This window comes from Methylomonas sp. Kb3 (assembly GCF_002834115.1).
Classification (GTDB): Bacteria; Pseudomonadota; Gammaproteobacteria; order Methylococcales; family Methylomonadaceae; genus Methylomonas; species Methylomonas defluvii.
Window position 1 is genome coordinate 242,123 of record NZ_PIZT01000007.1, and the last position, 19,220, is coordinate 261,342.

The 19,220-nt window shown below is 49.6% G+C and carries 17 protein-coding genes and 4 tRNA genes; 15 read left to right on the forward strand and 6 right to left on the reverse strand.

Annotated features, from left to right (window positions below):
* Positions 1–94: 94 nt before the first annotated feature.
* Together CWO84_RS06440 and CWO84_RS06445 are read left to right on the forward strand one after the other, a co-directional pair.
* On the forward strand, positions 95–1,720 hold the full coding sequence (locus CWO84_RS06440; protein ID WP_033156097.1) for an ATP-binding protein: 1,626 nt from the start codon (positions 95–97) through the stop codon (positions 1,718–1,720).
* Entirely contained in the window at positions 1,717–3,057 is a 1,341-nt protein-coding gene (locus tag CWO84_RS06445) for a sigma-54 dependent transcriptional regulator (protein WP_033156098.1), read from the forward strand. The genes CWO84_RS06440 and CWO84_RS06445 overlap by 4 nt, the downstream gene beginning before the upstream one ends.
* Before the next feature lie 59 nt (positions 3,058–3,116).
* Here CWO84_RS06445 and CWO84_RS06450 read toward each other — a convergent pair whose 3' ends face one another.
* Positions 3,117–3,605, reverse strand: coding sequence for a hypothetical protein (locus CWO84_RS06450; RefSeq protein ID WP_101052092.1), 489 nt, complete (start codon positions 3,603–3,605; stop codon positions 3,117–3,119).
* A 151-nt stretch (positions 3,606–3,756) separates the two neighbouring features.
* The gene (locus tag CWO84_RS06455) at positions 3,757–5,592 is read right to left on the reverse strand and encodes a GGDEF and EAL domain-containing protein (RefSeq protein WP_033156100.1); all 1,836 of its coding nucleotides are present in this window, start codon (positions 5,590–5,592) and stop codon (positions 3,757–3,759) included.
* 180 nt (positions 5,593–5,772) lie between these two features.
* On the opposite strand from CWO84_RS06455, the gene CWO84_RS06460 reads away from it, so the two are divergent.
* The 3 genes from CWO84_RS06460 to CWO84_RS06470 all read left to right on the forward strand — a co-directional run bounded on the left by CWO84_RS06460 (position 5,773) and on the right by CWO84_RS06470 (position 9,517).
* Positions 5,773–6,624: an HDOD domain-containing protein gene (locus CWO84_RS06460; protein WP_033156101.1), complete on the forward strand. Its 852-nt coding sequence runs from the start codon at positions 5,773–5,775 to the stop codon at positions 6,622–6,624.
* A gap of 263 nt (positions 6,625–6,887) precedes the next feature.
* Entirely contained in the window at positions 6,888–8,360 is a 1,473-nt protein-coding gene (locus CWO84_RS06465; protein ID WP_101052093.1) for a porin, read from the forward strand.
* Positions 8,361–8,581: 221 nt separating this feature from the next.
* Entirely contained in the window at positions 8,582–9,517 is a 936-nt protein-coding gene (locus CWO84_RS06470; protein ID WP_101052094.1) for a cation diffusion facilitator family transporter, read from the forward strand.
* 29 nt (positions 9,518–9,546) lie between these two features.
* Here CWO84_RS06470 and CWO84_RS06475 read toward each other — a convergent pair whose 3' ends face one another.
* Genes CWO84_RS06475 through hemA form a run of 4 tightly spaced genes read right to left on the reverse strand, consistent with a single transcriptional unit; the run spans position 9,547 to position 13,178 of the window.
* Positions 9,547–9,969, reverse strand: coding sequence for a M67 family metallopeptidase (locus CWO84_RS06475; RefSeq protein WP_101052095.1), 423 nt, complete (start codon positions 9,967–9,969; stop codon positions 9,547–9,549).
* A complete protein-coding gene (gene prmC / locus CWO84_RS06480; protein ID WP_101052096.1) occupies positions 9,966–10,841 on the reverse strand; it encodes a peptide chain release factor N(5)-glutamine methyltransferase in 876 nt (291 codons plus the stop codon). The genes CWO84_RS06475 and prmC overlap by 4 nt, the downstream gene beginning before the upstream one ends.
* A complete protein-coding gene (gene prfA / locus CWO84_RS06485; RefSeq protein WP_033156105.1) occupies positions 10,834–11,919 on the reverse strand; it encodes a peptide chain release factor 1 in 1,086 nt (361 codons plus the stop codon). Before prfA ends, prmC begins: the two co-directional genes overlap by 8 nt.
* Positions 11,920–11,927: 8 nt before the next feature.
* Positions 11,928–13,178 carry a glutamyl-tRNA reductase gene (hemA, locus tag CWO84_RS06490; protein WP_101052097.1) on the reverse strand — a complete coding sequence of 417 codons (1,251 nt, stop codon included), beginning with the start codon at positions 13,176–13,178 and terminating at the stop codon, positions 11,928–11,930.
* Between the two features lie 146 nt (positions 13,179–13,324).
* Between hemA and CWO84_RS06495 the strand changes: the two genes are divergently transcribed.
* The 10 genes from CWO84_RS06495 to CWO84_RS06540 all read left to right on the forward strand — a co-directional run bounded on the left by CWO84_RS06495 (position 13,325) and on the right by CWO84_RS06540 (position 19,123).
* Positions 13,325–15,049, forward strand: coding sequence for a tetratricopeptide repeat protein (locus CWO84_RS06495; RefSeq protein WP_240617982.1), 1,725 nt, complete (start codon positions 13,325–13,327; stop codon positions 15,047–15,049).
* Positions 15,046–15,615 carry a lipoprotein insertase outer membrane protein LolB gene (gene lolB, locus CWO84_RS06500; protein WP_101052099.1) on the forward strand — a complete coding sequence of 190 codons (570 nt, stop codon included), beginning with the start codon at positions 15,046–15,048 and terminating at the stop codon, positions 15,613–15,615. The genes CWO84_RS06495 and lolB overlap by 4 nt, the downstream gene beginning before the upstream one ends.
* Positions 15,616–15,620: 5 nt before the next feature.
* Positions 15,621–16,487, forward strand: a complete 867-nt coding sequence (gene ispE, locus CWO84_RS06505) for a 4-(cytidine 5'-diphospho)-2-C-methyl-D-erythritol kinase (protein ID WP_033156174.1) — start codon at positions 15,621–15,623, stop codon at positions 16,485–16,487.
* A 9-nt stretch (positions 16,488–16,496) separates the two neighbouring features.
* Positions 16,497–16,571, forward strand: a tRNA-Gln gene (locus CWO84_RS06510).
* A 35-nt stretch (positions 16,572–16,606) separates the two neighbouring features.
* Positions 16,607–17,560: a ribose-phosphate diphosphokinase gene (locus CWO84_RS06515; protein WP_033156109.1), complete on the forward strand. Its 954-nt coding sequence runs from the start codon at positions 16,607–16,609 to the stop codon at positions 17,558–17,560.
* 45 nt (positions 17,561–17,605) lie between these two features.
* The gene (locus CWO84_RS06520; protein ID WP_033156110.1) at positions 17,606–18,202 is read left to right on the forward strand and encodes a 50S ribosomal protein L25/general stress protein Ctc; all 597 of its coding nucleotides are present in this window, start codon (positions 17,606–17,608) and stop codon (positions 18,200–18,202) included.
* A 22-nt stretch (positions 18,203–18,224) separates the two neighbouring features.
* Positions 18,225–18,779: an aminoacyl-tRNA hydrolase gene (pth, locus tag CWO84_RS06525; protein WP_033156111.1), complete on the forward strand. Its 555-nt coding sequence runs from the start codon at positions 18,225–18,227 to the stop codon at positions 18,777–18,779.
* Positions 18,780–18,853: 74 nt separating this feature from the next.
* Positions 18,854–18,938, forward strand: a tRNA-Tyr gene (locus CWO84_RS06530).
* A 17-nt stretch (positions 18,939–18,955) separates the two neighbouring features.
* Positions 18,956–19,029, forward strand: a tRNA-Gly gene (locus CWO84_RS06535).
* An 18-nt stretch (positions 19,030–19,047) separates the two neighbouring features.
* Positions 19,048–19,123, forward strand: a tRNA-Thr gene (locus CWO84_RS06540).
* Positions 19,124–19,220: the final 97 nt, after the last annotated feature.

A 19,220-nucleotide genomic window follows, 5' to 3' on the forward strand; every position in this document is an offset into this window, starting at 1 on the left:
TTAGTGCTCCATGGATGGCTTAAATCGCGTCTCAAGTTGGTGCTATGATTGAACTGACAAACATTCTAACTAACTCTGCATAAAAACTCGGGCAATGCTTTCTTCATCGGTCGATACTATTTATCCCTGCCCTTTTTCCAAGGGGTACGGCATTCCCGTTCGGCAAGCATGGTTGATGTTGAAGATTTTCGCCCTCTATCGGTTTGTTACCGCCTGCCTGTTTGTAATGCTGTTTTATTTGCGCTTTGGGCCGTCGTTATTGGGTTCCTACGACGCATCATTGTACCAGTTCACCAGTGTTGCCTATCTGGGGATTTCGCTGATTGCCGCGCCGGTCGCATTTAGACCGCGTTGGGCTTATGCCAGTCTGGCACAGTTATTTATTTTTACCGATATAGTCTTCATTACCTTGCTGATGCACGCCAGCGGTGGCATCGGCAGCGGTATTGGCATCTTGCTGGCTATCTCGATAGCGGCGGGTGGTTTGCTGATTGGTGGGCGCTGCGCGATGTTGTTTGCGGCCTTGGCTAGTCTGGCAATTCTTGCTGAAGAGGTGTATGCGATAGAAACGCATGCCTTCGAAAATACTACCTTGACTTATGCCGGGATGCTGGGCGTGGCGTTTTTTTCGATAGCGTTTTTATCGGTAATCCTGGCACAGCGTGCCGAACAATCGGCGGTGTTGGCCAGACGGCACGAGCATACTATCGCCAGGCTGGAGAGTCTTAACCGCTATATCATCCAGCATTTGCAATCGGGCATCATGATCGTCGATGAGCGGCAGGTGACTCAACTGTCCAATCAATCGGCGTTGCGTTTGCTGGGTTTGGTCTTGCATCCGGAGGAACTGGCCGAGGTGGCGCCGGAACTGAGGCAAGCTTTCGAGTTGTGGCGCGCCAATCGGGATCAGGATTTTGCCATTATCCAATTAGCCAATCGCAACGAAGTGCAAGTGCGATTTTCCGAATTAAGTATGGATGACGAAGCGTTGTACATGCTGATTTTCGAGGACATTGCCTTGTATAACCAACGCCTACAACAGAGCAAGCTGGCGTCTCTGGGCCGGTTGACCGCCAGTATTGCCCATGAAATTCGCAATCCGCTCAGCGCCATTAGCCATGCCGGGCAATTGTTATCCGAAGCACCGGACTTAGATGTGCAAGAGCTACGTTTGACGGAAATTATTCAGCACCATTGCCAGCGGGTAAACAGCATCATCGAGGACATTCTCAAGTTGTCTCGGCGCAACCCGTCGCAGAAACAAAAAATCGCTTTGGACCAGTGGTTGCCGGCCTACCTTGACGAGCAGAAATTGAATCTGGGCGAGCGGGCGGAGTGTTTTAAATTGATTTTTAAAGCGCAAGGCTTGAATGCCTGTATTGATAGTGGCCACTTGAAGCAAATTCTCGACAATCTCTGCGCCAATGCTTTGCAATACGGTAAGCCTGAGCTAGGGGCCATCGTGCTTGAAGTGTCGCAGATGCAGGAGGCGCCGTGCATTAAAATTATCGATAATGGCGCCGGAATTGCCGCAGAGCACCGGCAGCATTTGTTCGAACCGTTTTTTACCACTTCCCACCAAGGTACCGGGTTAGGGTTGTATATTTCCAGGGAATTGGCCGAACTGAATCAAGCGGAGTTAAGTTACGCCGCCCATTCCGGAAAACCTTGTTTCACTTTGTTGCTGGCTAATGCCGATCACGCCGTCATTGAAATATGAATATGCCTGTCACCCTGGTTGTCGATGACGAACCCGACATCCAAGAATTACTCGAAATAACCCTGAACCGCATGCACATTCAAACCCGCTGCGCGGCCAATTTGGCCGAGGCCAAACAGTTACTGGCCGTTGAAGTGTTTGATTTGTGTCTCACCGATATGAAGCTGCCGGACGGCGATGGGCTGGATTTGGTCGATCATATTCAATTGGCCGGTTTGCAGTTACCGGTGGCGGTGATTACTGCGCATGGCAGCATGGATATTGCGATCAAAGCCATGAAAAAGGGAGCTTTTGACTTCCTGTCCAAGCCGGTCGATTTGGGGGTATTGCGGCAGCTGGTCAGTCATGCGCTGCAAGCCTCGCTAACTAGGGTTTCCGACAAGGAGCGCCGTACCCGCGACATCTTGCTAGGCGAATCGGCATTAATGTGCGCTATTCGCTCGAAGATCGACAAGGTGGCGCGCAACCAGGCGCCGGTTTATATCAGCGGAGAGTCCGGTTCGGGCAAGGAGTTGGTGGCCAGATTGATACACCAGCAAAGCCCGCGCGGGGAGAAACCGTTTATTGCGGTTAATTGCGGAGCGATTCCGCCTGAATTGATGGAAAGCGAATTCTTCGGGCATAAAAAAGGCAGTTTCACCGGCGCGGTAGCCGACAAGCAAGGATTGTTTCAGGCGGCCGATGGCGGCACCTTGTTTTTGGATGAAGTGGCTGATTTGCCTTTGCCCTTGCAAGTCAAATTGTTGCGGGCAATTCAAGAGAAAAAGGTTCGCCCGGTTGGCGAGCAGCGGGAAGTAGCCGTTGATGTGCGCTTATTGAGCGCAACCCACAAGGATTTGACCAAGATGGTCCAAGAAGGCAGTTTTAGGCAGGATTTGTACTACCGGATCAATGTCATCGAGCTGAGTTTGCCACCCCTGCGCGCCCGGCCTGCTGATATTCCTCAGCTTACCGAACACTTATTGGCGGGCTTGGCTAATGCCAACGGTATGGATTTGCCCAAACTCAGCGACTCTGCGCTAAATGCGTTAAAGCACTACTATTTTCCCGGCAATGTTCGGGAGCTGGAAAATATATTGGAGCGGGCGCTGGCCTTGCACGATGGCGGCGTGATTGAAGCCGACGATCTGAACTTGCCGTTGGGGATGGAATTGGCTGCGGTCGAAGATTTCGACGCCGAGAAAATGTCGCTGGAAGCCTATCTCGAAGACATAGAGAAAAAAGCCTTGAGTGCGGCGCTGGAGGAAAATCGTTGGAACAAAACCGCTACCGCTAAATACTTGGGTCTAAGCTTCCGTTCGCTGCGGTATCGTTTGAAAAAGTTGGGTCTTGAATAACAGAAAATAACTGTAAGCGAGTAGGGGCGTGCTACTCGCCTAAATATCCACAGGCATGCTTATTGATACTTACTCATGCCTTTCAATTGTTGCAGCGCGGCTTGAATTTTGGCGTTTGCGGCATCGTCTAGTTCGTTGTTTTTATACACTTTGTCCAACAGGCCTTCTTCTACCAGCGCGTCTTTGATCCAACGTTTGGCAAAGGCATAACTCGCTGGGATTTTGGCGACTTCACCTGTTTTTGGATTTTTCAGACTATCGACTGGCGCTGCTGGCGCAGGGGCGGCGGCTTTTTTGGCCGGGGCGGATTTACTGGCTTTGGGTGCGGCGGGTTTGGGTGTGGCGGCTTTGGCTGGAGCGGGTTTTTCGGCGGTTTTTACAGCTGCGGGAGGAGGCGGTGTCAGTTCGGTTTGGATGGCCGGTTTAGTCGCTTCCGGCTTGGCGGGCTCGGGTTTACTAGTTTCCGGTTTTTCCTTTTTGCCACCCATGACCACAAATACTACGTAAGCTACAAAAATAGTTGTCGCTATAAAAAGCAATTCAGCCATAACCCTTCCCCTTTTGTTTGTTTTATTTATTAAGATTCAGAACAATGTGATGACACGTTTTAAACACCGCGAGCGAATATACCAGAGCTAATCAAGTCGGTAAACTAATACCCCAATTGCTAAAAAGTTCGCGAATTACGTTTAATCCGTTTCAACTGATTGGACTGGCCACCTGATTGCTGCCCAGCAAAAGGTTAAGCGAAACCTTCTGACCATCCAGTAGATTCTGCTCGGGTTTGCCGAATGCGTAGCCCTGGCCGAAGTTTACGCCGATTTCCTTCAGCTTTACCGCCGTACCTGCCGATTCGACGAATTCGGCGATGGTTTTCTTGCCGAGTTTTGAGGCAATTTCCACCATGGATTTGACAAGTATTTGATCGGTTTCGTTGTCGAGCAGGTTTCTGATGAATTGACCGTCGATTTTCACGTAATCGACCGGAAAGGTTTTGAGATAGTTGAACGAACAAAAGCCAGCGCCGAAATCGTCTAGCGCGAATTTGCAGCCTAAGGCTCTGATTTTGTTAATCATGTGCCGGGTTTTTTCAAAATTGTCCACGGCGGCTGTTTCGGTGATTTCGAAGGTCAAACGGTTGGCGTCTATCCAGGTCATTTCCAGTTTATCCTTAATAGTGGATAGTAAATCCGGATACTGAAACGCGGTACTTGAAAGGTTCACAGCCAGGGAAATATAAGACATGTAAGTGGGCAGTGCCGCCAGAAAGTCGATGGCATTTTCAACGACCCACAGGTCTATCGCGTGAATCAAGCCGGTTCTTTCGGCTACCGGAATAAACTGATCCGGCGTGATGACTTCATTGCCTTCGCCGCGCATGCGCAATAACACTTCATAGTGCGAAACATTGCCATCAGACAGCTGTACCACCGGCTGGAACACCAGAAATAGCTGGTTATCCCGCAAGGCCTTGCGAATAAGCGGCACCCAGTAAATGTCGCGGCGTCTTTCCTTGACGATGAGATCATCGCTGTTGTAGACGCAGATTTTGTCTCTGCCGGTGCTTTTTGCAAAGTTGCAGGCTTGGCGGGCATGTAAAATCATTTCGCCCGGATGAAACGCGGAAACGGTATTGTCCAGCGCGGCAATGCCGATGGAAACCGAGGCGCTGTAAGACACTTCGCCGGTGAAGAACCGAAAATTGTCCACGGTGGTTTTGATGGTTTCCGCGAGAATCTGTGCTTGCTTTTTGGTTTTGTTTTCCAGGAATAAACAAAACTCGTCGGCGCCGATACGGGCGAATAAACTGCCGGCTGGTAATAGCTTTCGGACCAGAATGGCCATTTCGACCAGTAAACGATCACCTACTTCAAAGCCTTCCAGTTCGTTAATCAGGCTGAAGCGGTCCACATCAATGAATAATAGAGACCCGTCTTTTTGCGTTTTATTGCTGTGATTTAATACCAATCTCAGCTGACGTTCGAAACTGCTGCGATTGAATAAGCCGGTTAATTCGTCGTGGGCAACCAGAAACTTGAGTTTGGCATCAATAACGTTTTTGGCGGCCAATTCATTGATCAATTGTTCTTCCTGACGGTGGCGCAGTTGGCGTTCCTGTTTCAGGCTCAGCAAAAATTTTACTGCCAGTATCAATTCCTGGGTATTGACGGGGGTGTTGATTTTGTAAGTTAGACAATTGTCCTGTTGCGGTTGACAACTGTCGAGCTCACAGGCAAAGCTGTCGTCGTTCAGAATTACTACCGGAATGACCGATACCGAATTGGCGCTGGATAAACTCTGGCACATTTCCCGAGCTTGGCAAAGCGGCAGCCTTGCGTTCAGCACGATCAGACCGATCCTGTCGGGTTGATCGGCGTAAGGCTTTAATATCTCGTAAATTTGTTCGCCATTTTCAGCTACACGAATATCGGTAAAACCCTTCGTTTTCAATGTGGAAACGATTTTTTGAGCGGAGACTTCATTATGCTCCGCAACGACAATCAGTTTTTCTTTGAGCGCGTCATTGGCAATCATCTAATACCATCCAGGTATTGGCATAAAATCGGGAGCAGTCGGCATAAGGTCAGGAGGAGGGCAGCATTTAATAAGCTTGTATTTTCATATAATTGGTCTAGGTTTAAGCGCAGCCTTTAATGCTATTTCTATGCTATTGGTTTTCAGTATAGGTGTAAATTTAATTTTTTAGAATTATTGATGATAGCTTACTCACCGTCCACATTAACTGTTGCCGATTTGCTGAGAGGTGATTTGCAACTCGCCTCGCCGCCGAATGCCTATTTTTTGTTGAAAAAAATAGTCGAAGACCCGAATAAGACCGCGAAAGACGCGGCTGTGGTGCTAGAAGCCGATGCGGCATTGGCGGTAAAGCTGCTGAAGATAGTGAATAGTGCTTTTTATGGTTTTCCGTCCCAAATCAGTTCGATTACCAAAGCCATCACCATGATTGGTACCCGTGAGTTGCAGAACCTGGTGCTGGGTACCTTGATTGTCGAACGCTTTTCCGATTTACCCGGACAACATTTCTCCATTCACGATTTTTGGGCCAGAAATTTGCGTTGCGCGTTGATTGCACGCGAATTGGATATTCATTTCGGCAAGCACTATGCCGACACCGCATTTCTGTGCGGTTTGGTCCACAACATCGGACAATTGGTGTTTTATCGGCGGATTCCGGTATTGGCCCGGGAAGTCGACTTATTACTGCAATCGCAAACCCCGCTCGCGGTGGACGAAGAGGTCACGGTAGAGCAGAACGTGATCGGTTTCGACCATTTTCAAGCCGGTGCCGAGTTGTGCAAGCAATGGATGTTACCGGACGTTATTGTGGAAAGTATTCGCTTGCATTGCTTTCCTGATTTGATCGGGCCTTACGCCGATTTGGCCGCCATGGTCAGACTGGCGAACTGCTTGAGCCGAATCGAAAACCCCTACGATGCCCACGCTGTCAATGCTTTGAATCTGACGCCCGAACAAATCAGTTTCATCCTCGATAAAATCAGCGACGAGTTCGAAGTCATTTTTAAATTGTTTTATCCCACTGTCTAAGCCCGCTTGGGTTCTTATCATTATCGGAATATCTGTTGCTTAAAGGTGACAGGGGCCGAGCTCGACTATCCCATCATCAAGCTGCCGATACGCTAACGACTTGTATCGAATGCGGTTTTTGTCGCAAAAAAACAACGGATAGGCCAACTAAATTCGTTTTGTCATAAAGTTGTCATATTGCCTCCATACAATGCGCTCAAGCTTTTTGGTCATCGTGATCATTGAGTTAACGCATTGATTTATATAATTATTGGAGAAATTTGATGAGACTTTCTAAGCTGAGCCTGGCAGTGGTCGCCATTATTGGCTCGGGTATCTGCGCCGAGGCGATGGCGCTGGATTTGTATGTTGATTCCAAAACCAAGCAGATTTTCGCCGAGCCGGGTCCGGGGCGTGTCAAGTTGGGTTCTTTTGAAAAAGTCGAAGATACGGTTGCTAAAAAAGTTGAAGTCGACAATCAAACACAAAAAGCTGAGATCGACAAAATCAAGCAGGATCTTGAGCTGAAAACCAACGAATTGAAAGCGCTCGACGAGCATATCGTTGCGCAACGCGAAGACAAAGCCAAGAACGACGAAAAATGGTTTAATAAAATCAATGTTCGCGGCTATACCCAGTTGCGGTATAACCAAGCACTATCCGGCGATAGAACAGCGGGCGAGCCGGAGTTGAAGTCAGTGGGTGATGGCTCGATAGGTAACAATCAAGGTTTTTCTTTGCGTCGAGTGCGTTTGGTATTTTCCGGCGACATCAATGAGTATATCTCCTTGTATCTGCAACCGGATTTCGCAACCACCAACGGTGATTTGAACTTTGCGCAGTTGCGGGATGCCTATGCCGACTTGGCTTTTGATAAGGCTCACGAATATCGAATCCGTGCCGGTCAATCCAAAGTCCCGTTTGGTTGGGAAAACCTGCAATCCTCGCAAAACCGCCTGACGTTGGATCGTGACGACGCATTGAACAGCGCGGTGCCCAGCGAACGTGACCTGGGTTTGTTTGCCTATTGGTCGCCTAGCGATGTGCAAAAACTTTGGAAAGACCTAGCCAAGAAAAATCTGAAAACCTCCGGTGATTACGGCGTCTTGGGCTTGGGTGTTTATAACGGTCAGGGAATTAACAAAGCGGAAGCTAACGACAACTTATATTTGGTCGCTCATTCGACTTATCCGTTTGACTTAGGTTTCATGGGCTTGCGTGGGCAAGTCATCGAAGTGGGGGCGGATGCAATGTCGGGAAGATTCAACCGGTCCACCAGTGCCTATACCAGCAGATTTGGGTCAGGCACGCCGACCGCAAGAGATAATAGCGAAGATAGAGTTGGCGTTCACGCCGTGTTGTTCCCGCAACCGTTTGGTTTGCAGGCGGAATGGAATTGGGGTGCAGGCCCTACGCTTAATCCATCTGCCAATCGCATTGAGAGACAAAATCTGGAAGGTGGGTACGTACAAGCGATGTATAAAATCGATAACGTATTCGGTACTAAAGGTAGCATGATGCCTTATGTCAAATGGCAAACCTATGATGGTGCCTGGAAGGGTGTCGCCAACGCTCCAAGAGTCAATGTGGACGAGGTCGAAGCCGGTGTCGAGTATCAAATCAACAAGGCGTTGGAGTTAACCGTGGCTTATGCGACGATGAATCGTACTCAAATTCAGACGCAAACAACGGCAGCTGGATTCTTGCAGCAAGCCAGCGGCGATTTGATCCGTACCCAGTTGCAGTTCAACTATTAATCGATGGCGGAGCGCTGATTCTCGGCGCTCCAAAAGAATTTCTGGTTTAAAAATAAAAGCCCCGTTTCTTGCGAATCGGGGCTTTTTTGTTATCACTATATTTTCGAGTACTCACGTTGACCCTTATCATCACGGAGCGACGTGAATATATCCGCACAAGGTGAGTGCTGAGTCAGACAGTCTGCTAGACTGATTAGCCTATCAAAAAAACTCCGAAAGTTATGAGTGAACACTCTCTAGCCCGTTACGGTTGGCTCTCTATTGCTGCCGCAATCAGTACTATCGCATTAAAAAGCTATGCCTATTGGTTGACCGGCTCCGTGGGCTTGCTGTCCGATGCGTTGGAGTCGCTGATCAATTTGGTGGCGGCGATCATCATGCTGGTGGTGCTGACTATTTCGGCGCGGCCGCCGGACGATACCCATGCCTACGGCCACGAAAAAGTCGAATATTTCTCCAGCGGTGCGGAAGGTATCATGATTCTGTTGGCGGCTTTTAGTATCGGCTATGCGGCCTGGGAACGGTTGTGGAACCCGCTGCCGCTGCAGCAACTTGATCTGGGTATTGCGGTTTCGGTGTTTGCTTCGCTGATCAATTTGGCGGTTGCCCGAGTTTTGATTGGTGTCGGCCGGCGCCGGCAGTCGATCACGTTGGAAGCCGACGGTAAGCACTTAATGACCGATGTCTGGACGACGGTCGGGATTTTGGTCGGTATCGCCATCATCTCGGTGGCAAACCGTTTCGAGCCGAGTCTGGCGTTTGCCAAGCAATTGGGCCTGAACGGCTGGGAAATACTCGACCCGATTATTGCCATCGGCGTGGCGTTCAATATCGTCTGGGCCGGCTTGCAATTGATTCGCCGGACCGTGTCCGGTTTATTGGATGCCGCCTTATCGCCGGAGGAAATTGCGGAAATCGTCGCTGTGTTGGATGAATATGTGGCCGGCCACCGTATTGCTTATCATGCGTTACGGACTCGTTACGCCGGCGCCAGACGTTTCATGTCGGTGCATGTGTTGGTGCCTGGGAGTTGGACAGTGCAGCAGGGTCATGATTTGCTGGAAGCCATCGAGCAGCGAATCAAGGACAGGTTCGACAACATCGACATCGACACGCATCTAGAACCTATCGAAGATGCCGCGTCTTGGGAGCATTGAGCACGCGGTTTGGGCTGCAACGGCTTGGATTAAGCTTCAATCAGATTTAATTCCACTTCTTCCGCGCTGTCTCCGGCAATTTTAAAGCCGCGCATTTCCAATACGCCCTTGGTATTTAAGGAAATGATCAAATGCAGTGCATCCGGATAGCTGGCTTCCTGGATGTCGGTCGCTGACGGTTGGGCCGGCGTGTGCGGGTGCGAGTGGTAGATAGCAAATAGCGTTTCGCCTTTTTCGCGTATTTGGCGCATGGCTTCGATTTGCTGACTGGCGTCTAATAAAAAGCGGTTCTCCGGGGTGGCCGCACTATTTGTCACCGGATAACAGCACACCGGCATACCGGTGCTGTCCGCGCCGATTAGGCCGCAAACCTCGGTATCCGGGGATAGTTGCGCCAAGTGCAGTAACTGGTTGGTAAGTTTGCGTGGCAGAGAAATTTCTTTGTGGTTCATAGTGGTTTCCATATTCCCGATGTCACTCGTGGATTGCCGGATAAATCAGCATGGGTGTTGACCTGCTGGTAGCCAAATTCGTGAAAAATGGCTTGTACCTCGGATTGCTGATTGTAGCCGTGTTCGACCAATAATTGGCCATTGTCTTTTAAATGCAGAGGCGCTTGCTCGGCAAGCTGACGAATGTCTTGCAGGCCATTGTCGGCGCTGATCAAAGCGCTTTCAGGCTCAAAGCGCACGTCGCCGATGGTTAAGTGCGGGTCGTTATCGGCAATGTAGGGTGGATTGCTAACGACCAAATCAAAGTCTGTTTCTTCGATGTTTTTGAACCAATTAGATTGCACAAAACATACATTGCCAGCCTTGAGCTGCTGCGCATTGCATTGGGCCAGCTCTAAAGCCGCCGAGCTTAGATCGCTGGCAAATACCTGGGCTAATGGTCGTTCGGCGGCCAGCGTGATGGCAATTATCCCGGAGCCGGTGCCGAGATCAATGATTTTACAGGGCTGGTCGGCAGGTAATAGCGACAGGCTGAGCTCTATCAGCAATTCGGTGTCGGGTCTGGGGATCAAGACATCCGGGCTGACTTTGAAATTGCGTGACCAGAATTCGCGTTGGCCGGTTAAATAGGCAACCGGCGTGCCTTGCGCGCGCAGCTCTACCAATACTTGAAACTGAGCGATTTGTTGCGGGCCGGGCTGATGTTCCGGCCAAGCTCTGAGAAACGAGCGGTTTTTGTTCAGGCAGTGGCAAAGCAATACTTCGGCGTCTAGCATTGCGGTTTCGGATGTGGCGCTTAGCTTTGCGTTTGCAGAGGCTACCAGGCTATGAATCGTATTGCTGGTATCTGTCCATACAGGTTGCTTAGACATTACCCAGCTGAGTCAACAATTCTGCCTGATGTTCATGAATCAGCGGTTGAATCACATGCTCCAGTCCGCCTTCCATGATTTCTTCCAGCTTATAAAGCGTCAGGTTGATGCGGTGGTCGGTGAGTCGGCCTTGCGGGTAGTTATAGGTGCGGATACGCTCGGATCGGTCGCCGCTGCCCACTTGTAATTTGCGGCTTTCCGATTGTTCCGCGTGTTGCTTTTCCTGGGCCGCCGACATCAAACGGGCTTGCAATACCGACATGGCGCGGGCGCGGTTTTTATGCTGCGAGCGTTCATCCTGGCACTCGACGACCACGCCGGATGGGATGTGGGTAATGCGGATGGCGGACTCGGTGCGGTTAACGTGTTGGCCGCCGGCGCCGGAGGCGCGGTAGGTGTCGATGCGCAGGTCCGCCGGATTGATGTCGATTTCGTCGACCGCATCGACTTCCGGCATGATCGCCACGGTGCAGGCCGAAGTATGCACGCGGCCTTGCGACTCGGTTTCCGGTACCCGTTGCACGCGGTGGGTGCCCGATTCGAACTTTAATTGCGAATACACGTTTTGGCCGGCCACGCGCATGATGACTTCTTTAAAGCCGCCGTGTTCGCCGCGGTTCTCGTTGATAATCTCGGTGCTCCAGCCTTGCCGTTCCGCATAGCGTTGATACATCCGTGCGAGGTCGCCGGAGAAGATCGCCGCTTCGTCGCCACCGGTGCCGGCGCGTACTTCCAAAAACACGTTGCGGTTGTCGTTCGGGTCTTTTGGCAGCAGCAGGATTTGCAGTTGTTGGGTCAATTCCTCGCGTTGGGCTTCGGCGGCCTGGATTTCTTCTTTGGCCATTTCCCGTAACTCCGGGTCGCTGTCTTTAGCCATTTCCTGGGCTGATTCGAGATTGGCTTCGTTTTCCTGATAGATTTTGTAACAGGCGACCAGCGGCTCGATTTGCGCGTATTCCTGGCTCAGGCTGCGGAATTGGTTTTGATTGCTTTGTACTTCCGGTTGTGACAGTAGGGCGGTGATTTCTTCGAAGCGTTCGCCGAGGTTTTCCAGTTTGGTTTGTATCGAGGGTTTCATTCAGTGGCTTATCGTAATTTGAAAATTTCGCGGGAAGCGGCGATCAGGTCGTGGCGTTCGTTGGCGCCGGCCTCGCGCAGTTGCGCGCAGGGTGTATGGATCAGTTTGTTGGTCAAGGTGTAAGCGAGGCGCTGTAATACTTCGTCGGCGGCTGCGCCGCTGTTGAGTTGGGCTAAAGCTTTTTGCAAGGCTTCGTCGCGAGTTTGCTCGGCCTGAGTGCGGAAATCGCGGATGGTTTCCTGTGCGCCTTGAGAACGTAGCCAGGCCATAAAGTGTTCGACTTGAGTGTCGATAATTTCCTCGGCCTGCTCGGCGGCGCGGCGGCGCGAGTCCATGTTTTGATTGACGGTGTTTTGTAGATCGTCAACCGTATACAGATAAACATCGCGTAGCTGCGCAACTTCGGCTTCGATGTCGCGCGGCACGGCCAAATCGACCATGAACATCGGTTTGTGCTTGCGGATTTTGATCGCGCTTTCTACGCGGCCTTTACCAAGGATCGGCAATTGGCTGGCGGTGGACGATACGACAATGTCTGCTTCCGCCAAGTGATTCGGCAACTCGGCGAGGTTGATCGCGTAGCCGTTGAACTGCATCGCCAAGGCATGGGCTTTGTCGTAAGTGCGATTGGCAATGATGATGCGGCCGATGCCGTGTTGGTATAGATGGCGGGCGGTGAGTTCTATCGTTTCGCCGGCACCTACCAATAAAGCGGTTTGTTCGCTGAGTTTGTCGAAAATTTGTTGTGCCAGTTGCACGGCGGCAAATGCGACAGACACCGGGCTGGAGCCGATGGCGGTGTCGGTGCGGACCTTTTTAGCAGCGGAAAACGTGTGTTGAAATAATTTGCTGAGATTTCGACCCAAGGTGCCGGCTTGTGAAGCGGCATGGTAGGCGGTTTTCATTTGGCCGAGAATTTGCGGCTCGCCCAGGATCATCGAATCCAGTCCGCAGGCCACGCGGAACATATGTCTTATCGATTGGCTATCTTTGTAGCTGTAAAGATAAGGAGTGAAGTCGGCGGGTTTGATCTGTTTGGTGTCGGCTATCCAATTTACCAACGAGGATTGGTTGTCGCTGTCGGCCTGATAGTAAAATTCGGTGCGATTGCAAGTGGATAGAATGGCCGCCTCGCTGATTTCGCGAAGATTCCACAAGTTTTTCAGCGTGTTATCGAGCATGTCCGTCGGGAACGCCAAGCGTTCGCGGATGGCGACCGGCGCTGTATTGTAATTTATCCCTACGGCAAGAAGAGTCATCGGTTGCGAACAATAGCACAAGAAAAGTGCACTATTTTAAGGAATGCGCTGTTTTTGTCCAAATACAATGAAACGACAGTCTGATTCAGGGGCTTTTTCTGGTAATCTATCGACAATAGTTTTTCAAAAGTGGGTCAATTGATTGCATGAAAAAATGGATAGCCATCGCAATGTTTTTATCGATGTCAGGATGTGCGGTTTCTCCTGAGAAAGAGCCTGAGGCAGAAGGTTTGCCAGTCAAGCCTGAGGGTTTGGAAAGCAGAGTTAATCGCAACACAGTGATCGACGAAGAGGTGCTGTATTTGCTGATGGCCGCGGAATTGGCAGGGCAGCGTAATCAGTACCATTTGGCCATGGATGCTTATTTGCAGGCCGCTAAGCGAGTGGATGATCCGCGGATTGCGGAGCGGGCAGTCAAAATCGGTTTGTTTTTAAAAGACGAGCAGCGTACCCGTGAGGCCTTGACGGTTTGGTTGTCTAAGGACGGTAAGAATTTAGCGGCGAGAAAGTTTGCCGTGTTACTGGCGATTAAAAATTCAGATCAAAAGGCGGCTGTCGAAAATCTCAATGCCATGCTGGCAGATGATCCGGCCGGTTTTGAGGCTGGTGTGCTGGAAATGACCAAGTTGATGGAAAAAGAAGGTCGCACACAATTTACCTATGACGTGTTGGAAGAGTTGGCTGTTGAGCATCCTAATCAAGCCAGTGTGTTTTTCTTGCAGGCAGTTTTGGCGTCGGTTCTGCAAAATAACGAGTTGGCCCAGCAGAAAGTTAATCAAGCATTGTTAATCCAGCCTGATTGGAATAAGGCTGTGATCTTGCAGGCACAGCTGGCCGGACGCTCCGGCGACTTGTCTAAGGCGCGCGCCTCTTTGGAAAAGGCGCTTAAGGCGGCGCCGGAAGATAGGATGCTGAGAAAGATGTTGTTGGAAGTGTTGGTTAACGGTCACGACTACGACGATGCGATAAAGCTTTGCCAGAGTGTGCTGGAAGACAAGCCGGATGATGCTGAAACGCTGTTTACCTTGGCTTTGGTATATATGCAGCAAAGCCAGATCGATAAGGCTGAAAACGTACTTGAGAAGTTGCTGAATAATCCCGAGTGGGAAGGGCAGGCTAGTTTTTACTTGGGCAAGATTGAAGTTGATCAACAGCACCCCGATAAGGCATTAACTTGGTTTGATCGGGTGAGCGACGGCAATTACGCATTCGACGCGGATATGGCAGCGGTGTCTTTGTTGATGAATCAAAAACGCTTCGAGGAGATCGAGGCCCGCATCAAGCGCATGGATAACAAATATCCTGAGCAGCATTTGCGGGTCTTGATGGTTAAGGCAGAGCTCTACAATCAATTGGGTAAATACCAGGAAGCTTTTGATGTTCTGACACTGGCTTTAAAAGACATGCCCGATAATCGCGAAGTACTATATGCACGGGCATTGGTTGCCGAACGCTTGGATAAGCTGGATGTGCTTGAATCCGACCTGCAGAAAATTTTAGAGCAAAAGCCGGACGATGTGGGGGCGCTGAATGCGTTGGGTTATACCTTGACCGATAGGACACAGCGCTATGAGGAGGCGGCCAAATATTTGGAGCGCGCTCTCAGTTTGCAGCCCGATGAGGCGGTAGTAATAGACAGCTACGGATGGTTGCAGTTTAAGCTCGGAAAGCCTGAGCGGGCGCTGGAATTTTTGCGTAGAGCCTACGAGAAGCAGCCGGAAAATGAAATTGCCGCGCATATTGCCGAAGTGCTTTGGTCTTTGGGTGAGAAAAAGGAAGCAAAAGAGCTTTTCGACAGTGTTTATAAAAAATCTCCTGATGACGAATATTTGTTGGAGTTTAAAAAACGCTTTTTGCAAAACGGGCAATGATTTTTAAGGGCGGTGTGTTTTTGTTAGCTGTGATGTTCTTGTCCGGCTGTTCTTTATTGTCAGAAAAGCCGGGCGAGGCCTACCGATCGCAAGATATGAGGGTGTTGCAACAGCAACAGCAATGGTATTTTGAGGGGCGATTGGCTCTGGCTGATGAGAAGGATTCGTTTTCTGCGTCGGTGAGTTGGCGGCATCGCTCTGGGAGAGATGATATTGAGCTTTCGGGGCCATTGGCTCAGGGTAAACTGATGATCACTGTCGAAGCTGCTTTCGTAGCGGTGGATGACGGCGACAATCACAAAGAATTTCGCGGGCCTGCAGAAGAGGTGCTGGCGGAGCAGTTAGGTGTCGCGATTCCTGTGAGCGCTTTGAGGTATTGGGTGCTTGGCTTGCCTGACCCGGAGCAGTCGTTTGTCGAGCAGGTTGATGGATTTTTTCAGGCCGGATGGCGGGTTGGTTTCAGAGAAATGCAGCATGTTAACGCCTTATTACTGCCGAGAAAAATCAATGCGGAAAAAGATAAGACAAGAATCAAATTAATAGTGGATCAATGGGATTTGTCGTGACGGGAATGCAAGAACAGGTGATGGGTTGGGGTGAGAAATGGCCTGCGCCGGCTAAGTTGAATCTAATGCTGAGAATCACCGGGCGTCGCCCAGATGGCTATCATTTACTGCAAACAGTATTTCAGATTATTGATTTGTGTGACTGGATAACATTTTATCCTGCGGAAAATGGCCGGGTTTATTTACGTCATCCGATTCCTGGTGTCCCGGAACACGAAGACTTAACCGTTCGCGCCGCCAACTTATTGAGACAATATACTGGGTGTGCATCCGGGGTGTGTATCGATGTCGAAAAGAATTTGCCTATGGGTGGTGGCTTGGGTGGTGGTAGTTCCGATGCTGCTACTACGCTGGTGGTGCTGAATAGGTTGTGGAATCTGCATTTACCATTAGAAGAATTGATGGAGTTGGGCTTGCAGCTTGGTGCCGATGTGCCTGTTTTTGTCTATGGATACACCGCTTGGGGTGAGGGGGTTGGTGAGGAATTAAAGTCCATAACGATTCCGGAACAATGGGTCGTGGTAATCAAGCCGGATTGTCATGTGAACACGAAACAGATTTTTTTGACGGAAGAGTTGACAAGAGATAGCAAACCCATCACAATGCGCGACTTCATTGCAGGCGATTGGCGGAATGATTGTCTTCCGGTCGTTAGCAAGTTATATAAGCCGGTGAGTAATGCATTGGATGCATTGTCTCAATATGCAGAAGCAAGATTGACGGGGACTGGGGCTTGTGTATTTGCCCAGTTCGATTCGGAAGAGTCGGCGCGTGAGGCATTTTCTGTGTTGAGTCAGAGTTGGTTAGTTTATTTGGCTCGAGGACTTAATGTTTCGCCTCTGTATGAAAAATTAAGACAAGGATCTGTTTAATCAATTTAATGGGCTGTCGCCAAGCGGTAAGGCACGAGGTTTTGATCCTCGCATACCAAGGTTCGAATCCTTGCAGCCCAGCCATAATCTCCACACAATAGTTCCTTAGGAGTGCTTGAATGCGTGAGGCCTCGGTAATGGTATTTTCCGGGAATGCCAATAAGGCGTTGTCTGAAGGTATTGTGAAGAAGCTCAATATGCGCCTCGGCATGGCCACGGTTGGTCGTTTCAGTGATGGCGAGATTTTTGTTGAGATAGAAGAAAATGTTAGAGGTAGGGATGTATTTGTCATACAGCCTACCTGCGCGCCTACCAACGAAAATCTAATGGAATTGTTGGTAATGATCGATGCTATGAGGCGAGCGTCTGCGGCGAGAATAACTGCCGTTATGCCGTATTATGGTTATGCGCGGCAAGATAGGCGCTCGAGGTCGGCTAGGGTGCCCATTACTGCAAGATTGGTTGCGGATATGATAGGTAATGCTGGGGCTGACAGGGCGTTGACTGTTGACTTGCATGCAGATCAAATCATGGGATTCTTTGGGATTCCAGTTGATAATGTGTATGCTTCGCCAATTTTGCTAGGTGATATTTGGCGGCAAGAATACGAAGATTTGATTGTGGTTTCGCCGGATGTTGGTGGTGTTGTGAGGGCTAGAGCCATTGCAAAGCGTCTGGGTGATGCTGATTTGGCGATAATCGACAAGCGAAGGCCGCGTCCGAATGTGTCGGAGATAATGCATATCATCGGCGATGTAGAGGGTCGTACCTGTGTCATGGTGGATGACTTGGTTGATACGGCGGGTACTTTGTGTCACGCGGCAGGGGCGCTCAAGAAAAATGGTGCCAAAAAGGTTGTTGCATACTGTACTCATCCGGTGTTGTCTGGTGCAGCCGCGGAAAATGTTAAAAATTCCGTTCTTGATGAATTGGTAGTTACGGATACGATACCGTTGACTACAGAATTGTCCGGGATTGATAAGATTAGGCAGCTAAGCGTTGCGGAAATGTTGGCGGAAACAATACGTCGGATAGCTGTGGGCGAGTCTGTAAGCTCGCTTTATGTTGACTGATAAGAATTAAAGTAGTGCTTGTGGAACAAGCTTTTGGAGAAAAAAATGGCTAACGTATTTGAATTTGTTGCAGAAGCTCGCAGTGCCTCGGGCAGTAGCGCGGCCAAAGTTGTTCGTCGTCAGGGTAAGGTCCCGGCAGTAGTATATGGTGGTAGTGGTGCTCCTGAGATGTTGTTGCTGGATCATAATGAAGTGGTTAAGCATTTGGTGCATGAGGCGGTTTATTCCCATGTGCTTGATCTTAAAATCGACGGCAAAACAGAAAAAGCTGTTCTTAAGCATATACAAAGGCACCCTGCAAAGCCGATAGTGTTGCATATGGACTTTATGCGTGTTGATGATACGCATAAATTGAAAGTTCATGTTCCTTTGCATTTTATCAATGAAGCTATTTCGGTAGGCGTTAAAAAAGGTGGTTTGGTCAATCATGCAATGGTTGATGTGGAGGTGTTGTGTATGCCTTCTGCTTTGCCGGAATTCATTGAAGTAGATTTGGCTAGTGTAGATGTTGGTTCGACAATACATTTGTCTGATTTGATTTTGCCGGCCGGTGTTGAGATTGCAGCGTTGCAGCATGGTGCTGAGCATGATCATCCGGTTGCTCAAATAGTCAAGCCAAGATCTGTGGAATCTGCTGACTAATAGTGTTTGAAGTCTTGTTTGAATGATTAAGCTGATTGTTGGTCTGGGTAATCCTGGGCGGCAGTACGAAAAAACCCGGCACAATGCCGGGTTTTTGTTTGTGGAATATCTGGCGGGGCTTGCTGGTGCTGGTTGGTCGAGCAGTAGTCAGTTTTCCGGAGAGGTGGCTGAATGCAATATTGGCGGATGCGGGCTTGTATTGCTAAAGCCGATGACTTTTATGAATAAAAGCGGCTTGTCTGTCGGTAAGTTTTTGCGATATTACAAGTTTAAGTCCGAAGAAATGCTTGTGGTTCATGATGAGCTAGAGCTTCCCGAAGGCGTTGTCAAGATTAAAAAAGACGGGGGGCATGGTGGGCATAACGGGTTGCGTGACATCATTGCTCATATAGACACTCGTGATTTCTACAGGTTGAGAATTGGTATAGGTCGTCCTGTTGCGGGGGTGGGTGTGGCGGACTATGTGTTGTCCAGTTTGTCTTGTGATGGTCAGGCTCGAATGCTGGGTTTGTTTGGCGAGTTAGCGAAAAGCATGGATGCGTTGGTTTTGGGTGATTTGAGTTCAATTGGAGCTTGATTGTTACTTCGGCTGAATTAAAAAAACACTTGACTGGAGTTTTTGAAATAAGGATAATTGATCGAATAAGTAACGGAGGGGTTCCCGAGCGGCCAAAGGGATCAGACTGTAAATCTGCCGGTTCTACCTTCGGAGGTTCGAATCCTCCCCCCTCCACCACCAAATTTATGGGATCTGCGGGTGTAGTTCAATGGTAGAACTCCAGCCTTCCAAGCTGATTGCGTGGGTTCGATTCCCATCACCCGCTCCATTTCGGGGTAAATTACTCGCTCATATAGCTCAGTAGGTAGAGCACTTCCTTGGTAAGGAAGAGGTCACCGGTTCAAATCCGGTTATGAGCTCCAGATTTAGGTTTGTTTTTGTTGTAGTTAGGGTGTTCCAAAATGGCTAAAGAAAAATTTGAAAGAAAGAAACCGCACGTAAACGTAGGCACCATTGGTC